Origin of the sequence: Moorella glycerini (genome assembly GCF_009735625.1) — a bacterium.
GTDB classification, from domain to species: domain Bacteria; phylum Bacillota; class DSM-521; order Neomoorellales; family Neomoorellaceae; genus Neomoorella; species Neomoorella glycerini.
Genome location: NZ_CP046244.1, coordinates 876,864 through 892,889 on the forward strand (window position 1 = coordinate 876,864; position 16,026 = coordinate 892,889).

15 protein-coding genes are annotated in these 16,026 nt (G+C 50.2%); all 15 read right to left on the bottom strand.

Annotation, left to right across the window (positions count from 1 at the left end; translation table 11 throughout):
• Positions 1–25: 25 nt before the first annotated feature.
• The 15 genes from MGLY_RS04185 to MGLY_RS04255 all read right to left on the bottom strand — a co-directional run bounded on the left by MGLY_RS04185 (position 26) and on the right by MGLY_RS04255 (position 16,025).
• A complete protein-coding gene (locus MGLY_RS04185; RefSeq protein WP_211662071.1) occupies positions 26–709 on the bottom strand; it encodes a GntR family transcriptional regulator in 684 nt (227 codons plus the stop codon).
• Positions 710–820: 111 nt separating this feature from the next.
• A complete protein-coding gene (locus tag MGLY_RS04190) occupies positions 821–2,071 on the bottom strand; it encodes an MFS transporter (RefSeq protein ID WP_156272021.1) in 1,251 nt (416 codons plus the stop codon).
• A 2-nt stretch (positions 2,072–2,073) separates the two neighbouring features.
• Positions 2,074–3,081 carry an amidohydrolase family protein gene (locus tag MGLY_RS04195; protein ID WP_156272023.1) on the bottom strand — a complete coding sequence of 336 codons (1,008 nt, stop codon included), beginning with the start codon at positions 3,079–3,081 and terminating at the stop codon, positions 2,074–2,076.
• Between the two features lie 53 nt (positions 3,082–3,134).
• Positions 3,135–3,335 carry a 4Fe-4S dicluster domain-containing protein gene (locus tag MGLY_RS04200; RefSeq protein ID WP_156272025.1) on the bottom strand — a complete coding sequence of 67 codons (201 nt, stop codon included), beginning with the start codon at positions 3,333–3,335 and terminating at the stop codon, positions 3,135–3,137.
• 40 nt (positions 3,336–3,375) lie between these two features.
• Positions 3,376–5,073 (bottom strand): FAD-dependent oxidoreductase, encoded by a 1,698-nt coding sequence (locus MGLY_RS04205; protein ID WP_156272027.1) that lies wholly within the window; start codon positions 5,071–5,073, stop codon positions 3,376–3,378.
• A 64-nt stretch (positions 5,074–5,137) separates the two neighbouring features.
• On the bottom strand, positions 5,138–6,718 hold the full coding sequence (locus MGLY_RS04210; RefSeq protein WP_156272029.1) for an SLC13 family permease: 1,581 nt from the start codon (positions 6,716–6,718) through the stop codon (positions 5,138–5,140).
• Between the two features lie 89 nt (positions 6,719–6,807).
• Complete coding sequence (locus tag MGLY_RS04215; RefSeq protein ID WP_156272031.1) at positions 6,808–7,290, bottom strand: TRAP transporter small permease; 483 nt, start codon at positions 7,288–7,290, stop codon at positions 6,808–6,810.
• A gap of 137 nt (positions 7,291–7,427) precedes the next feature.
• Positions 7,428–8,498, bottom strand: coding sequence for a TRAP transporter substrate-binding protein (locus MGLY_RS04220; RefSeq protein WP_170290915.1), 1,071 nt, complete (start codon positions 8,496–8,498; stop codon positions 7,428–7,430).
• Positions 8,499–8,644: 146 nt separating this feature from the next.
• Positions 8,645–9,946: a TRAP transporter large permease gene (locus MGLY_RS04225; RefSeq protein WP_156272035.1), complete on the bottom strand. Its 1,302-nt coding sequence runs from the start codon at positions 9,944–9,946 to the stop codon at positions 8,645–8,647.
• A gap of 51 nt (positions 9,947–9,997) precedes the next feature.
• Positions 9,998–10,417: a DoxX family protein gene (locus MGLY_RS04230; protein WP_156272037.1), complete on the bottom strand. Its 420-nt coding sequence runs from the start codon at positions 10,415–10,417 to the stop codon at positions 9,998–10,000.
• 65 nt (positions 10,418–10,482) lie between these two features.
• The gene (sucD, locus tag MGLY_RS04235) at positions 10,483–11,358 is read right to left on the bottom strand and encodes a succinate--CoA ligase subunit alpha (RefSeq protein WP_156272039.1); all 876 of its coding nucleotides are present in this window, start codon (positions 11,356–11,358) and stop codon (positions 10,483–10,485) included.
• Positions 11,336–12,523 (bottom strand): succinate--CoA ligase subunit beta, encoded by a 1,188-nt coding sequence (locus MGLY_RS04240; protein ID WP_156272041.1) that lies wholly within the window; start codon positions 12,521–12,523, stop codon positions 11,336–11,338. Before MGLY_RS04240 ends, sucD begins: the two co-directional genes overlap by 23 nt.
• Before the next feature lie 69 nt (positions 12,524–12,592).
• A complete protein-coding gene (locus MGLY_RS04245) occupies positions 12,593–13,807 on the bottom strand; it encodes a LeuA family protein (RefSeq protein ID WP_156272043.1) in 1,215 nt (404 codons plus the stop codon).
• Positions 13,808–13,817: 10 nt separating this feature from the next.
• The gene (locus MGLY_RS04250; protein WP_211662072.1) at positions 13,818–14,726 is read right to left on the bottom strand and encodes a phosphoglycerate dehydrogenase; all 909 of its coding nucleotides are present in this window, start codon (positions 14,724–14,726) and stop codon (positions 13,818–13,820) included.
• 228 nt (positions 14,727–14,954) lie between these two features.
• Positions 14,955–16,025 carry a Gfo/Idh/MocA family protein gene (locus MGLY_RS04255; protein ID WP_156272047.1) on the bottom strand — a complete coding sequence of 357 codons (1,071 nt, stop codon included), beginning with the start codon at positions 16,023–16,025 and terminating at the stop codon, positions 14,955–14,957.
• Position 16,026: the final 1 nt, after the last annotated feature.

The window sequence follows — 16,026 nt, forward strand, 5'->3', positions numbered from 1 at the left end:
CTTCTCCTTTCCACCTGGTATTTTGCTAGGAATCGCCCTCAGGTGGATTGCCCTGGGAATATTTAAGGAACATCTCCAGCGCAATGCGCTTTTGTTCAGCCATAACTCTTTCAGCCTCTTCCGGCCGACCATTCGCCATGGCCCGGACAATAGCCTGGTGTTCTTTTAAAGATTCTTTAAACCTGCTGCGGTTGTAGGCAAACAAGGCCCGTGCGCGGTCAGTACGGATCGTCAGGTCATCAATAAGCTTTTTTAGCTGCTCATTACCACAATGGGCATAAATGGTCTGGTGAAAACGGCGGTTCAAGATACCGTAACGGCGGTAATCATCATTCTGAACACACGCTTCCATTTCCTTTATCTGCTGTTCCAGCTCGGTCAAAATTTCCGGTGTTATTTTCTCCGCCGTCAGGCGGGTGGCATAGGCTTCCAGCACCACACGAATAGAACTCAGCTCGCGAAAATCCTTTTCTGACAACCTGCTGACCGTAACCTCGCTGTGGGCTGATACATCTACCAGCCCTTCGGCTTCCAATTGCTTAATGGCTTCGCGTACCGGGATAGCACTGACGCCCAGGTCGCTGGCAATCTTACGTAATACAATTCTTTCCCCGGGTTTTAATTCGCCCGAAACAATGGCTTCCCGCAGCATGTTATAAATCATTTCCGTCTTGGTTTTCCACTGCAGGGGTGTAGTTAAGCTAGACACGATACTCCTCCTCAGCAGCGTCTTGTTAATTACTGTCCCTGAATTATATCATATATCATTCTAAAATTACTTCAATATTGCTGGGGAAAATTCCTGCTTTAGACTTGTAGATTATTTTATCCGTGTCAGTAAACCTGTTATTAAACCCAATAAAGCTACAGGTACCAGTAAAAAAGACCCTGCTGGCCACCCTATTCCTGCAGCCAGTAATTGACCCAGGCTTACCGGCCCCAGCAGGACACCAAGATTCTGGCCCCACATTATAGCCGCATTAGCCAGGGGTAGCCTTCCTTGCCTGCCAATAGCCACCGGGGCGGCAGCAAAGGTTGCGGTAGGAATGAACCCGGCTACTAAGCCCAGGGCCAGCATAAAAGGTATAATCGTTAACGGTTTTAAATTAAAAGCCGTAATCCAGGCCAGTGCATAGACAATAAACCCGCCAATATAAACTCGCCGTGAGCTTTTTAAATAATTAACCAACCAGCCAGCAACTATATTGGCCGGTATGACACCGACATGGACCAGGCTGGTGTAAAAAGCAGCCCGGGCCGGGGTAAGGGCGAAAGTTTGTTTAAGATAAGTCGGTGCCCAGGAGTTATAAGCTACAATGGTAAAATTAAAGGTAGCAAACATAAAGGCCAGGAGCCAGATGTCCCTGCTACGCCAAGTTGTTATAATTTCAGACCAGTCGATAGCTTGTTTTGAGCCTGTTTTATTTTCTTTAAATTCATCCGGCAATTCAATTATCAATATAAAAACCAGGAACGCTATTAAAGCCATTATAAAACCGAACCACCAGACAGCCCGCCAGTCGCCCAGGCTGTATAAAGGATTTGCTAAATTAAGCATGAGCACGCTGCCAGCCGGTACCCAGGTAGCCCATATACCCATTGGTAACCCCCTTTCGTCAGGAGGAAACCAAGCATTAATTAAGGAAGGGGCTACTATGCCCATTGTTAAAAGGCCCATCCCCTCGCAAACCCGGCCGACCAGCATCAGGGTTGCCCCTGGGGCAAGGGCACCCAGTAAAGCGCCTGCGGTCAACGCACCCAAACCGGCTATGCCGGCAGATTTTAATTGATAGGGACGTAAAAAGATACCGGCTGGTAGCGCCAGGAAAAAACCTGCCAGGGCGAAACCTGACATCAACCAGCCCGCCACCTTTACATCTAAATGCAACGCCTGCATTAATACTGCCATTAGGGGTGGGACTTTAAATTGATTTAATGTAGCCGCCAGGCTACCTAAATATATAGTTATAAATATCCACCACTTACGTGGCACCTTCCCCGCCTCCATAAACGAGACATTTAAAGGCCAGAAAAAGAATAAGTACCCCCTCCTGGCCTTGCTCAGTACCATAATTATTTTAACTTTAGTAGTTTGGCCAGGTTATCACCTAAAAAGCCCCTTTTGCTTTCCTCGGGAATATCCAGGTTGCGCACGCTGTCGATATAATATTTAATATCACGGCCGCTGTGAATTTCAAAAGGATAATCACAGCCAAAAAGCAATCGATCATGCCTGACGGTCATCATGGCCAGGCGTGTAACAGGCTCCCATCCTCCTGAACCGGCACCGTCAAAGTACAAACGATCGAAAAGGTCCTCAAAGGCAGCTTTATAACCGAGTTCTTCAAGCTCTAATGGCGTCTTGGGAAGAGGTTGAATTTCTGGGGGTACCGGCATACCCAGATCCTGCCGTGGTTCAAAAAAGGCGTTGACCCGCCCCTTCAAAGCCAGCAGGCAGCCGCCAAAATGTGGCAGGACAAATTTGATGTCCGGGAACTCTGGTAAGACGTCATAAATTATCCTTAAAGCTGCCCTGGCAATATCAAAGCCGCGGCCGATGCTGCGGTTGATGGTGCAGTCAAGCTCTATCCCATAGGGTTTTAAATGTGGATGTAAAAAAATCGGCACGTCCAGTTCGCAGGCTTTAGTGTAAATCGGCCACATTAATTCCCGGTTGCTCAGGTTAATATCCGGTCCCTGGGAAGTTAACAGGGCAATACCATGAAAATGTAAATCTTTAATCATATAATCGATTTCAGCTACTGCCGCTTGCGGGTCAGCCACAGGTACGCACCCTGCCGCCAGGAAACGATCGCCATGTACTACCAGTTCTTCCGCAACGGCGTCATTAATCCGGCGGCAAAGTTCTGCGCCACCAACATTCCATTGGGATAAGGTCAGCACCGCCATATCGACCCCGGCGTAATCCATATCGCACAGGTGGGTATCAGTTTGATAGAGGCGGGCATTGAAGGTAAAATCATTTTTCTCATCTATAACTCGCCTGGACGGCTGCGAAGGATCGGCAAACAGTTTATAGACCTTAAGCGGCATAAAATGATGATGGGCGTCGATAATCATCTTTTTCTTTCCTCCTGGCAAAAAATTTGTGCTTCCAAAAGGACCAGACGACTTTAAAGACTGATCAGCGGGAAAATAATCTTAATACAATTTTCCGGGCAGTCAATCCTGCAGGCACCACAGTACCAGCATTCATCGGGGTAAACTACTAGGGGTTTACCGGAAACGGCATCCATATGAATAATATCACCGGGGCAATTATGATCACACAGCCCGCAGCCATTGCATTTTGTTTCGTCGATGAGGATCGCCATTGCTTTCCTCCCCTCCCTCGTGAAGCTGCCTCTTTGCCTCTTACAGATTACTGGGGGCTACGCGTTTTAAGACCACCTGCTCCCCTTGCAAGCATTGGTGCAAGGAGCAATGCCACTCTTCCCGGCTGGTCGGGAAGTCTCCCCGGTAATGGGACAGCCCAAAGCGGCTCTCTTCCCGTTCCAGGGCACCCCGGGCAATAAGTTGGGCCACCAGCAACATATCCCTTAACTCATGCACCCGCATTAGTTCATGGAGATTATCAGCCCTTACATCGGGGAACAATTTTTCTAATTTAGCCAGTTCCTCAAGTGCAGTCAGCATCCCCCGGCGGGTACGCCCGATGCCCACATACAGCGTCATCACCTGACGCAGCTTGTTTTCCAGTTCACAGTGCTTGAAACCGCCCTGGCGCTTCAGAGGGCTATAAATAGCCTCCCGCCTGGCTGTCAGTTCCTCCTTAGGTACTTCTGGTTTGACAGTTTTATCACGATAGATAAATTTAGCTGCTTCTTCTCCCGCCGTCTCGCCTACGCACATAGAACCCGAAAGGCTCCCTACAGTAACTGAACAGGCACCCGTAGCGAAGAGTCCGGAAACGGTGGTAGCACACTCAGGAGTGACATAGATACCGCTTACCGACCCCAGGAAAGCCGGCAACTGGCCTTCGGAAATTTGTACTTCCAGCAGGTCTTTACGCAAATCTACACCCTTTTGTTCGCAATAATCGAGGAATGTATTTTTATCAACCGGTAGCAGGTGATGTAAAAGATGATTAATAGCCTCTTCAGGTAAGTGGCGCAAGTCAAAATAACAGGGACCACGGCCTTCCTTGATCTCCCAATAAACACCCCAGGGCATCACCCAGCGGGGGCCTTTTTCACCCTTTTCGTGGTATTTGAAAAGGAAACGTTCACCCAGACCGTTAACAATGTAACCGCCCATGCCCACAATGGCATTGAGGGCCGAAGCGCTGAAGTTCACAGGGGTTAAGGTATAATTGACGAATTCCATGTTTTTTAATTCCGCTCCGGCCCGGAAGGCCATGGCCTGGGCCCCGCCATTATTATAGGGGCTATGCCAACTATTATAGGGCATACTGGCCTGGTTGTTATAAAGGCGAGTAACATTACCCGTAGCCACAATGGTAGCCCGGGCCAGGAAAGTATAAAAATCCCCTTTACGAATATCAAAGCCCACCGCCCCGGTTACCCTGCCACCATCAGCGAGCAAGTCGGTAATATTAATCCGGCGGAAAAACTTGACCCCAGCCCTGGCCGCCTCGGCACTGACTGTAGGCTTTAACTTGCGGCCGTCAAAATTGATGAAGTAATCCCCGGGCTGGCCGAAAGAACCGGTGCGAATATAATCGTTATGGGTCGCATCCAGCCGCATGGGAATACCCAGTTCTTCCAGGTAAGCAACCATGCGTTTGATCCTTGATAGAAATACCTTTTCCGGGATAGCCATATCCACCAGTCCCTGGGTCAGGCGGTGATACCATTTTAAAAAGGCTTCCTTCGTGTCCCATTCCGGGCCGCTTTCCAGGATGGCCAGGAAATGGTCATTGCCGGCGCAACCGCAACCGCTGCGATCGATGCCCGCTTTATCAACCAGGGCTACCTCCAACCCCTGCCTGCGGGCGGCCAGGGCGGCCATGGTACCGGCCGAACCACCACCAATGACCAGGACATCGGTTGTAATATGATGTTCTGGTATGTTAGCCAGATTAAAGGACATACTTCCTACCCCCTCTGCCGGGGCCAGGAGTTACCCGGCCCCGGCTCCTTACATCCTTAAATTATTATTTGGGCACATAAGGAAATAGCCAGGCAGTATAATAGTAAACGATAAATGCCGTAACTGGAATGGAAATCAAACTTAACAAGGATCCTACCTTGACAAATTCAGTAATTTTCAAGCCGCCACTACCGTATACCAGGGCCATCTGCGGGGCCGCAATGGGCATGGCATAGGACTGCTGGCAGGCTACCGCAATGGTCAATCCCATGGCCACGGGGTTCAGGCCCACAGCTACTGCTGCCGGTACTGCGATAGGGATCAACATGCCGATAGCCGGCACGTTGGGGATAAACTGGGTCAACAGGACACCAATAAAGGTAAAGCCCAGTACAATCAACCACGGCGAAGCCCCCTGGAATAGAACTGCCAGCTCCTTTGCGCTCCAGGCCACCAGGCCGACATCCTTGGCATTCATGGCATTACCCAGGGCAAAACCGGTAGTGACAATAATAATAGCGCCCCAGTTAATAGCCCGTTCTGTGTTCGTCCAGTTGATAGTGAACTTGCGCTCCTTCCAGTCTACAGGCAACAGGAAAGCCAGGACGGCCGCCAGCAAAGCAACTACCGACCCATTCAGTACTGTATCCAGTGTCTTGGTTAGAGCAGCATTAGGACCTGCTATTGCCGAGGCAAAACTAGGCACCAGCCAAAGAATAATAGCTAATGCCAGCACGATCAGAGCGTTGCGCTCGCCGACGGACAATGGTCCCATGGCCTTTAGCTCTCGTTCGGCATATTCCCGCGCCCGCTCCAGGTTAGCCAGCTCTAACTTGAACATCCCCCGGAAATAGATAACAATCACCAGGAACATGATAATACCAAAGGGCACACCAAAAGCCATCCAGTCCCCAAACCGAATAGTAAACTTGGTCAGTGAAGCGATTAAACCCATGGCCAGGAAATTAGTGTTAGGTGAACCGATGGGTGTAATTAAACCCCCGGCCTGAGATCCATACGCTGCTCCAAATTTCATTGTCTTCGAAAGTGGGTGCTCTTCATTGACGGCTAGGGCCTCGGCTATACCCGCCCCTATTACGAGAAAAAGCATAGTACAAGCGATATTGGAGAGGAAAGCTGACACAATTGCTACAGCAGCAGTATAGCTGGCAATCAGGGCAAAAGGACTGGTGGCAGCAAATCTGCGCGATAAAATCCACAGGGCCGTCCTCCTGGTAAAACCATGTTCTACCAGGGCGCCAATAAAAATGTATGCGCCTATCATCAGCCAGTTATTTTCATGACCCAGGACTGCAAAAATATCTTTAAAGTTCATAATTCCCATGGCCGGGATTAAGATAAAAGGAAGCAGTCCCGTTGCTGGAATAGGAATTGGTTCGCAAACCCACCAGGTAATCGTCCAGATAGTAATCGCCAGAACCTGCTGGCCCTTCAGGGTCATCCCGGACGGAGTGGGCATTACTAATATCAGTAAAAATAATAGTGGTCCCAGCCATAAACCTACAGTGCGACGTCCTTTTTCAAACTTGATCTCGGCCGGGCTATATTTTTCTTTGAGTTCATCGAAACTCTTCCACCCGCTGCTCATGGACATTTGTGATTTCGGTGGGACATTCCCAGACACTGTATAAACCTCCCTTTGTAATTAATTTTAAATATAACCAATACCAGCCATGCTTTTTCCAGTGGGTATTTGATTGTATTGTATTTATTTTATTTTTCTAAAACCCGTGATAGAGCCGCTACTATATCAGCCGCCAATACCAGACAGAATAGTACTCCACCCAGTACAACAATAATCTGGAATGGCCAGTGGGGAATGGCCAGGGCCTGTGAAACCTGGTGGGTAGCCCGGACATGCCCGACCTGCAAAATACCGCCCCAGGTCAGCAGGATAAAAATACCGAGGCTAATTAAGGCGGTGATAAATTCAAAAAAAGCACGTATCCTACCTCGAAGGTACTGGGTAACAACTTCCACACTCACGTGCGTTTTACTTAGTTGACCATTGGCCAGGCTCAAAAAGACCACCAATACCATTAAATACTCGACAATTTCGTAGGACCCCAGGATGGGCCGGTTGAAAACGAAACGTAAAAAGACATCAATAACTACTAGGAACATCATACCTATGAGGGCCAGCGCCCCAACGGTACTGAAACCCAAGCAAAGAGGCCGGATGATCCAGCGTTCCATACCACGAGATAACTTGCCTAAAAACAAATCTAATCGCCCTCCGTGCTCATTCTATCCTGATCAGGTTTTATAACGGCCGCGGCGGCCGGTCTTTGCCAACCGGCTACGCCGCGTCCTATCCTATCAAGTTCCTTTGCCTATTGCTGCTGCTTGTACTTGGTAACCAGTTGCAAAACTTGATCAAGGGCCTTCTGGCCATCCAAACCTTTTGCCTTCTGCTCAGCCACCCACTTATCCCAGACCGGTTTCGCTGCTTCCTGCCACTGCTTTTCCTCTTCAGACGTCAGCTGGCGCACTTGCTTATTTCTCTTTTGCATGTAATCCCTGCCTTCCTGGTTGGCAGCATCATAGGCTTGATTGGCCACCAGTTCAGCCACCTGGACGCCGCTAAGCTCATCTAAAACCTTTTGGATATCAGGAGGCAGGCTGTCCCATTTCTGTTTATTCATTATAAATACCTGGGGAATTACTGCCACAGATACATCTACGGCATAATTCATGACCTCGTACAGGCGGTTGCTGTTTATTCCCTGCCAGTCAAAGATAAATCCATCCAGTACACCCTTTTCAATACTCTCATACAACTCCGGCGGCGGAATGTTCATTGGGCTCCCGCCCACTAGCTTCAAAAATTCGGTCATCCCGTAGCCGCCCGTCCGCAGTTTCAACCCCTTGAGATCTTCCAGTTTGTTGATTGGTTTTTTGGCCGTACCAATAAGCTGGTAACCGCTGCAAAAAATGGAAAGCAGTTTGACTTCCGAGTATTCCTTTTGAATCTCCGGGTTCGTCTGGTAAAGCTCCCACATGATCTTCGCACCGGTTTTCGATGAGTTAATTCCCAATAGTGGCAGGTTGGCCACTTCCGTCAAGGGGAATTTGCCCGGCATCAAAGCCGTCGGTAACCAGCCAATATCAGCAATACCGTTGGTAACTATTGAGTAAGTGTCCTTACCCTTGCCCAGGGCTTCTCCGGGATACACGGTGATTTTTAGCCGGCCTTCCGTGCGCTGGTTCACCATATCTGCCCACTTTAACAAGGCCTGGTTGAGCCGTGAACCCGGCGGTTCATGATGGTGAAGTTTAAGATTGATCACGCTGGAGCTGTTAGATTGCGGCGAGGCACCGCCGCTCACTGTCGCCTGCTGTTTGTTGCCTCCACCGCACCCGGCCAGCAGGATGGCGATACTGGCTACCAAGGCCAGCAGCAATAAATATGATTTCCTCCATTTCATGCGCATTCAACCCCCACATAAAATTGTTCTGTGCCATTTTCTCACACCTATAACCCTTACCACAAATACCCTTTGTTTCACCTCCTTCACCGTTACATGAGTACATCCCTGGTTATCTTCCTTCAGCGGACAAGGTGAGGCAGGTACAGGGCTGTCTGCGGGAAGGCAATCATAATAAACATAAAAACTATAAGGGTAACGACAAAAGGAGCAATATAGCGGAAAATAACATGCATTGGGACATCCTTGGCAACGCCGGTAATAACAAACAGGTTGATGCCTACCGGCGGTGTGATTTGTCCCATTTCCATGGCAACAACCATCATTACACCATACCAGATAGGATCAAAGCCAAGGTTCATGACAACCGGAAAGAATATTGGTGTGGTAATGACCACCATGGCCAGGGAGTCCATTATGCATCCGAGGAAAAGGTAAATAGTCATTATACCGATAAAAATGACATAACGCGACACGGGAAGGGAAGCTAAAAATGAAGCCAGAGCCTGCGGTAGGGTAGTCACCGTCAGGAAATAACCGAAGATGTTAGCCCCTATCAAAACCAGAAAAATCATCGCCGAAGTGTTCATGGTCTCTGTTAAACATGCCACCACATTTTCCTTGTTTAATTTGCGCCTTAGCAGGAAAAATAGTAAGGCGCCAAAGGCCCCGATCGCCGCGGCTTCGTTGGCGGTAAAAACACCGCTTAGGATTCCTCCCATAATACCTCCGAAAAGGACGATCATGGCCCAGCTATTCTTTAGTGATACCAGTTTCTCCCCCCAGGGAGTGACCGGACCCTGCGGGGCTAAGGCCGGATTACGTACCGCTACCAGGTAAATAGTTACCATGTACAATGCTGCCAGAATTACCCCTGGAATAATCCCCGCAAGAAAAAGCTTGCCAATGGACTGCTCGGCAATTACACCGTAAAGAATAAAGCCGTTACTAGGAGGAATAAGTATACCAAGGGTGCCACCAGCAGCAACGGCGGCCGCGGCAAAACCCCGGTTATACTTCAATTTGGTCATTTCCGGAAGGGAGATAGCTCCCACGGTAGCGGTGGTAGCCGGGCTGGATCCGCAAACCGCAGCAAAACCTGCCGAAGCAGCGATGCTGGCCATAGCCATCCCGCCAGGCAGGTGGCCGAGCCATTTGTTCGCCGTCTTAAAAAGGTCATTGCTGATGCCTGAATGAAAGGCCAACTGCCCCATCAGGACAAACAGGGGAATAACGCTCATCACAAAGGAAGCTGCAGTCGTATAAGGTACAGTCTTCAGAACGCCCATGGCCGGTTCCCAGCCGGAAATATAAGCAAAGCCTAGAAAGCCCACGACTGCCATTGCTACTCCTACTGAAATTCCTGAAAAGATTAAAAGCAGGAGGGCTATGATGCCAATAATACCTACCTCAAGAGGCGTCAAATTTTCCACCCTCTTTTTAGAGGAAATTTATCTTTTGTCCAAAAAATTGAGCTAGAACAAAGCATCCAGAGACAGGTTGCCAGGACCCAGAACGATTAGCAGTAAGCACAAAGCCCAATCGCTCATCGGTAAGTCGGCCCCATCAAATATTTTATTCTCCCGGAATTTAGCCCAGGTGGCCACCGTCATTTCGACCAGCAGCATTAAAGCCACCCATCTGGTCATTAGCCCCGCCAGCAGGAGCGGCACAGCGATTAACTGGCTTATGGAGGTCACATAAGAGAAAAACAAGGGGAAAGGAATACCGTGTTGCCGAAAGCGAATAGCCGAACCCTGAAAACCCTGTTTACCGAAGGATTTATACCACCCATGGGCGCCAAAGACGATGGCCAGTATTACCCGCACCACCACTAAAACCCAGTCAAGATAATTTTGTGTAAATGAAAGAAAATGTATAAAAGCCGACACCATATTCCACTCCCCTGAAAATTAAGGCCGCACCTGTCTGGTTCTAAAAGACCAGGGCGCCAATGTCCTCACTTAAAAACAGAACACACCATCTCTACCAGTTCTTCCAGACTATTAGCTACTCGGACTCCGGCGGCGGCCAGGGCTGCCGCCTTGGTATCCGCTTTTCCCAAACTGCCTTCGATAATAGCGCCTGCGTGGCCCATCTGTTTTCCCGGTGGGGCCGTCTGCCCGGCAATATAGGCAAAGACAGGCTTGGGGTAGCTGCTGCTGTGTAAATATTCCGCCGCCCGTTCTTCCTTATTGCCGCCAATCTCGCCGATCATTATTACTGCTTCCGTTTCAGGATCGGCCGCGAAAAGGGGCAGCAAATCAACAAAATCAGTACCCACTACCGGATCGCCGCCAATCCCTACCACTGTCGAAAGACCCCCGCCGCGGTACATCAGGTTGGAGGCCGTTTCATGGCTCAAGGTGCCGCTCCTGGACATCATGCCAATATGGCCGGGCGGGTAGAGAAAGGAAGCCATAATTCCCAGCTTGCTTTTGCCCGGGCTGATAATGCCAATAGTATTGGGACCGACCAATCTGACACCCCGCTGCCGCGCCAGGGCGCGTAAATACATGGTATCATGCACCGGTACGTGTTCGGTAATGATTACGATTATGGGAATATCATTTTCTATAGCCTCAACAGCGGCATCTTTAACAGCTCGAGGCGGTACCAGGATCATACTGGCGTCAAGGTGCCCTGCAATCTCCCGTACCTCCTTCACCGTATCAAATACCGGAATGCCGTGTACTTCTTCACCGCCCCGTCCCGGTGTAACCCCGGCTACGATCCTGGTGCCATATTCTTTTATTAGCCGGGCGTGATAGGCTCCCTGGCTGCCGGTAATGCCCTGGATAATAACCCGGCTATCAGCCGCAAGCAGGATAGCCATCAACCTGCCCTCCTTCATTAACCGCCAGCTGTAATAACAGTTTTTGCACCGCCTCTGCCGTTGTACCGGTTTTGATTACTGTTACCCCGTACTTTTCCAGCAAAGACCAGCCTTCCTCCTGGGAATGACCACGCATCTTAACCACCAGAGGTAGTCGTTGCATGGCGGGTAATTTTTCCAAAATGGCGGTAATACCTTGGGCCACCGTATAGCAATTATTAATTCCACCATAAACGTTGACAATAATACCCTTGATACCTGCCGTTTTTAAGGTAATCTCCATGGCGACCATCATTTGTTCAGCAGTAATACCCCCGCCGAGGTCGAGGAAACTGGCCGGCCTGCCCCCCAGGCGAATTACGGTATCCATGGTTGCCAGGCAAAGGCCGGCGCCGCCAGCGATAATCCCTATTTCCCCGGCCGTATCCAGGCGCACGTAACCGAGATTGTACTTTTGGGCTTCAAGCTGGCAAGGGTCATCGGGAACTATTGACCAGGAGGCTAGCTCCGGGTGGCGGTCTAGGGCAGCATCATCAATTATTACTTTAGCATCAGCTGCCACCAGGCGACCGTCCCGGCACCAGGCTGCCGGGTTCACCTCCACTGTAAGGGCATCCAGGCGGTAAAATAATTGTGCCATCCTCCAGAGCATATCCCTTACTTGGAGCAACTTTTTACCCATTAATCCTGCCCGGCGCCCCAGTTCCGCCAGAAGATAAAGGGGTGGCAGTGTTGTGGCCGGCAAAACCGTCCTGGCCAGGGCCGCGGGTTCCCTCCTGGCTACCTCCTCGATATCGATACCACCGCGGGTAGAAAGAAGCATCACCGGATGACCGTGCCCGTAATCCAGGCTTATTCCCAGGTAAAATTCTTGCTCGATGTCCAGCACTTCTTCGAAAAGTAATTGCTTTACTGTTTCGCCCCTGTATGTTACACCGAGCATTTCTCCTGCAACTTTAGCCGCTGCTTCCGGGCAGGAGGCAATCTTTACCAGGCCGGCCTTCCCCCGCCCACCGGCACGTACCTGGGCCTTGATTACAACCCTGCCACCCAGCCGGCCAGCAGCCTCCCGGGCTGCTGCCGGCGTTGTTATTACTTCCCCTCGTGGTATTGCCAGGCCCTGCTGGTTGAAGAGCTCCTTGCCCTGGTATTCATAAAGATACAATCTTTATTTCCTCCCTGGATGTTCAATAAATTGTCACTTAATCTCTTCATTGCTAAATTCTTCCTTATTTTATACTTCACCATCATTCAATACACCCTTAACTATTTGTTCAAATTCTTCCTGTGTCAGGATACCTTTTTTGGCAATCCCCAGGGCTTTAACCCGCTGGACAATAGCTTCAATTTCTTCTTCAGTTGCCCTGCGACCCATTTCCTCCAATTTGACCCTTACAGACCCTTTACCGGTCTTTTTGCCCATAACGATTTCCATCTTTTTACCCACCGTCTCCGGTAAAAAGGGGAAAATGGCCAGGGGTGACTTCTGCAGTACCTCCATTCCCAGGCCAATTTCCCGGGTAAAAGGTAAAGAGCCAACCACCGGTTTGTTGCCGGCCAGGGGCTGTCTCGCAATCTCGGCCACCCGCATTGAGATGGTTGCCAGTTTGCTTAAGTCTACTTTTAGCTGGTAGCCATATAAAGCTGCCAGGCACAGGAGAACTTCTTCCAAGGCAGTATTACCGGCCCGCTCACCCAGGCCGTTGATACAACCGTGGACCACTTCGGCGCCGGCTTCCACCGCCGCCAGGGTGGTCGCCGTTCCCAGGCCAAGATCATTGTGGGTGTGCACTTCTAACGGGACGGAAACCATCTTTTTTATTTCCCGGACCAGGTAACCCATAGCCGCCGGTGTAGCCGACCCAGTTGTATCGACCACAGCAATACTATCCGGCGTAGCTTTGCGCATTACTTCGGCGAATAAACACTTGAGAAAATCCATTCTGGCGCGAGTAGTATCGAAGGGAAAGAAGGTTACATAAAGACCGCGGTCATGGGCATAGTTGATAGCCGTGATGCTTTTAGCGATTATCTCATCTTCCGTCCAGTTGAACTGGTATCTTAATTTGGGGTAACCTGTCGGCACTTCCAGTATAATTCCCCACACACCACAAGCGGCAGCCCGGTCAATATCGGCAAGCATGGCCCGGGAAAAAGCCATAATCCTGGCCTTTAAACCAGCCTGGACAATCTCCCTGATGGCCGCCGCATCCTCATCAGAAACCGCCGGCATGCCGGCTTCTATACGATCCACGCCCAATTCATCCAGCATACGCGCGATAGCTACCTTTTCTTCCAGGCGAAAGACTACTCCCGGGGTTTGTTCGCCATCACGCAAGGTAGCATCGTGAACAATAATTTTTTCAGGTAACTGTTGCTGTTCCCGTACCGGGGGTGCAAAGTTATATTCACTTACCCACCACTTATCCCGGTGCCACGGTTCCTGCATATTCATCCTCCTAACTCACCTTTACTTCATATAAAGGGGGTTTCCCGGTCAACACATTAACAATCGTGCGGGCCACAATTTCACTGGTCAAGGCCATAGAACCGTAGGTATAACCGCCCATGTGCGGCGTTACTATTACATTCTCCAGTTTCAACAGGGCGGAATCCAGCGGGGGTTCCATCTGAAAAACATCTAAAGCCGCCCCGGCAATTTTTTTCTGTTGCAAAACCTCATAAAGGGCTGCTTCATCAACCAGCTCGCCCCTGCTGGTATTGATTAGAAAAGCAGTAGTTTTCATCCGGGCCAGTTCCTGTACGCCGATGAGCTGCCGGGTACTTTCTGTCAAAGGTAAATGCAGGGTTACAAAATCTGCTGTAGCCAGGATTTCTTCTAAACTTGCCGGCTGTACTCCGTTTTCCTTTTCAAATTCGGCATCATGAACTATATCATAACCCAGGATATTCATTTGAAAGCCCCGGGCTCGCCTGGCAACCCCGCGCCCTATCTGGCCCAGGCCTACAATTCCCAAAGTCGTACCATATATATCAAACCCCATGATCGGTCCCCATAAACCCTGGCGCGTCCGCTGGTCAGCAATAACAATCTGCCGCGCAGCAGCAATCATGAGGCCGATGGTCAAGTCGGCTACCGCACTGGCATTGGTTCCGGGCGCATTAGCTACAATAATCCCCCGCCGGGCCGCCGCTTCTACATCGATACTATCGATACCTGTACCATGTTTAACGATGACCTTCAACTTTGGAGCCTGTTCCAGATCTGCAGCCAGGACTTTATTAGTACCGACAACCCAGGCATCTGCTTCTAGCAATATTTCTCTAAAATCGTCACGCCGTCGCATCTCTTCAGGTGGAATCATTACCAGGCGGCAGTGATGCTCTTCCAGTATTTGCTTGGCCATGCTGGAATACCTGGTAAATGTAGGTGAGGTGGAAAGTACAATATAAGGGCTCAAGACCCTCTCTCCTTTGCTTGCTTTCTCCGCCGGCCGATAAACGATTTTCCCACCGGGGCTGCATTTATTCCCGGTGCGGGAAATTATCCGCCTCCCGCACCGGGACATAACAGGGGAGGTAATAGGAAAAATCAAATGGCCTTTTTATAGTCAAATACCCTGTTTAAATGTAAGTCAGCTTTTTAATATATCCTCAATCTCCACCGCTTTTCCTGTTTTAGAGGATTCTACTGCCGCCAGAACTACGGCAATGTTGTGAATGGCCTGGGCGGCGTCAATTTCCGGCGCCGCTTTGAGACCGCGAATAGAATCGGCAAAGTCTTCAAATTGCTCGCGGAACATATCGCCGCGTTCCAGGGTGACGGGTACATCGTGTAAGAAGCGGTTATCAGGGTCATCGCCCTTGCTGGTAAATTCCCTCAAAATGAGCTTGCTGTGATCATCAACTACATCAGCCTTGCTCCACCAGCCGAAATCCAGGTCGTAGAAGAGAGTGGCTTTCGTGGCATAAACGTTCATAAAGAATACGCCCGGGGAAGCCCAGTTGGCACCAATATAAGCCAGCTTACCACTGGCAAACTCGCAGATGGTCATGGTGGCCGTATCTTGATCAACCGGCGTATACATGGATTTCATAAAGGAGAAAACCCGGACTACAGGACCCAGCAGGTATTGCAGGCTGTCGACATGGTGAACCGCAAGCTGGGTTAAGGGGCCACCCGGCGCCATCAGCCTGTCACCACGCCAGTTGCCGGGTTGCAATTCCATACCCCGTTCGTTGGAAAAGTTGGTCTCAATCATGGATACTTCGCCGATACGGCCGCTGTCCATCAGTTCTTTAATTTTACGTACCCCTGCCAGGCGCCGGGCGCTGTGGCCAACGGTAAAGACGACGCCGGCGTCGCGGACGGCTTTTTCAATGCGCCTGGCGTGATCGAGGCTAACGGCGATGGGTTTATCAACATAAACATGTTTACCCGCAGCGGCTGCAGCTTCAATTACCGGCGCGTGCTGGTCATTGGGAGTGGTGACGATAACCCCTTCAATATCATCACGTTTCAATAATGACTCCAGGTTATCTTCTATCTCGCAGTTGTGTTTGGCGGCAAAGGCCTCCCGTTTGCCCACGCTCCGGGAATAACAAGCGACTATCTTTAATTTCTCGCTGCGTTCAATGGCATTAGCCATGATGTTGGCCCAGCGCCCGAGGCCGATTGACGCCACCCTTACTGGTTCGTAGGACATT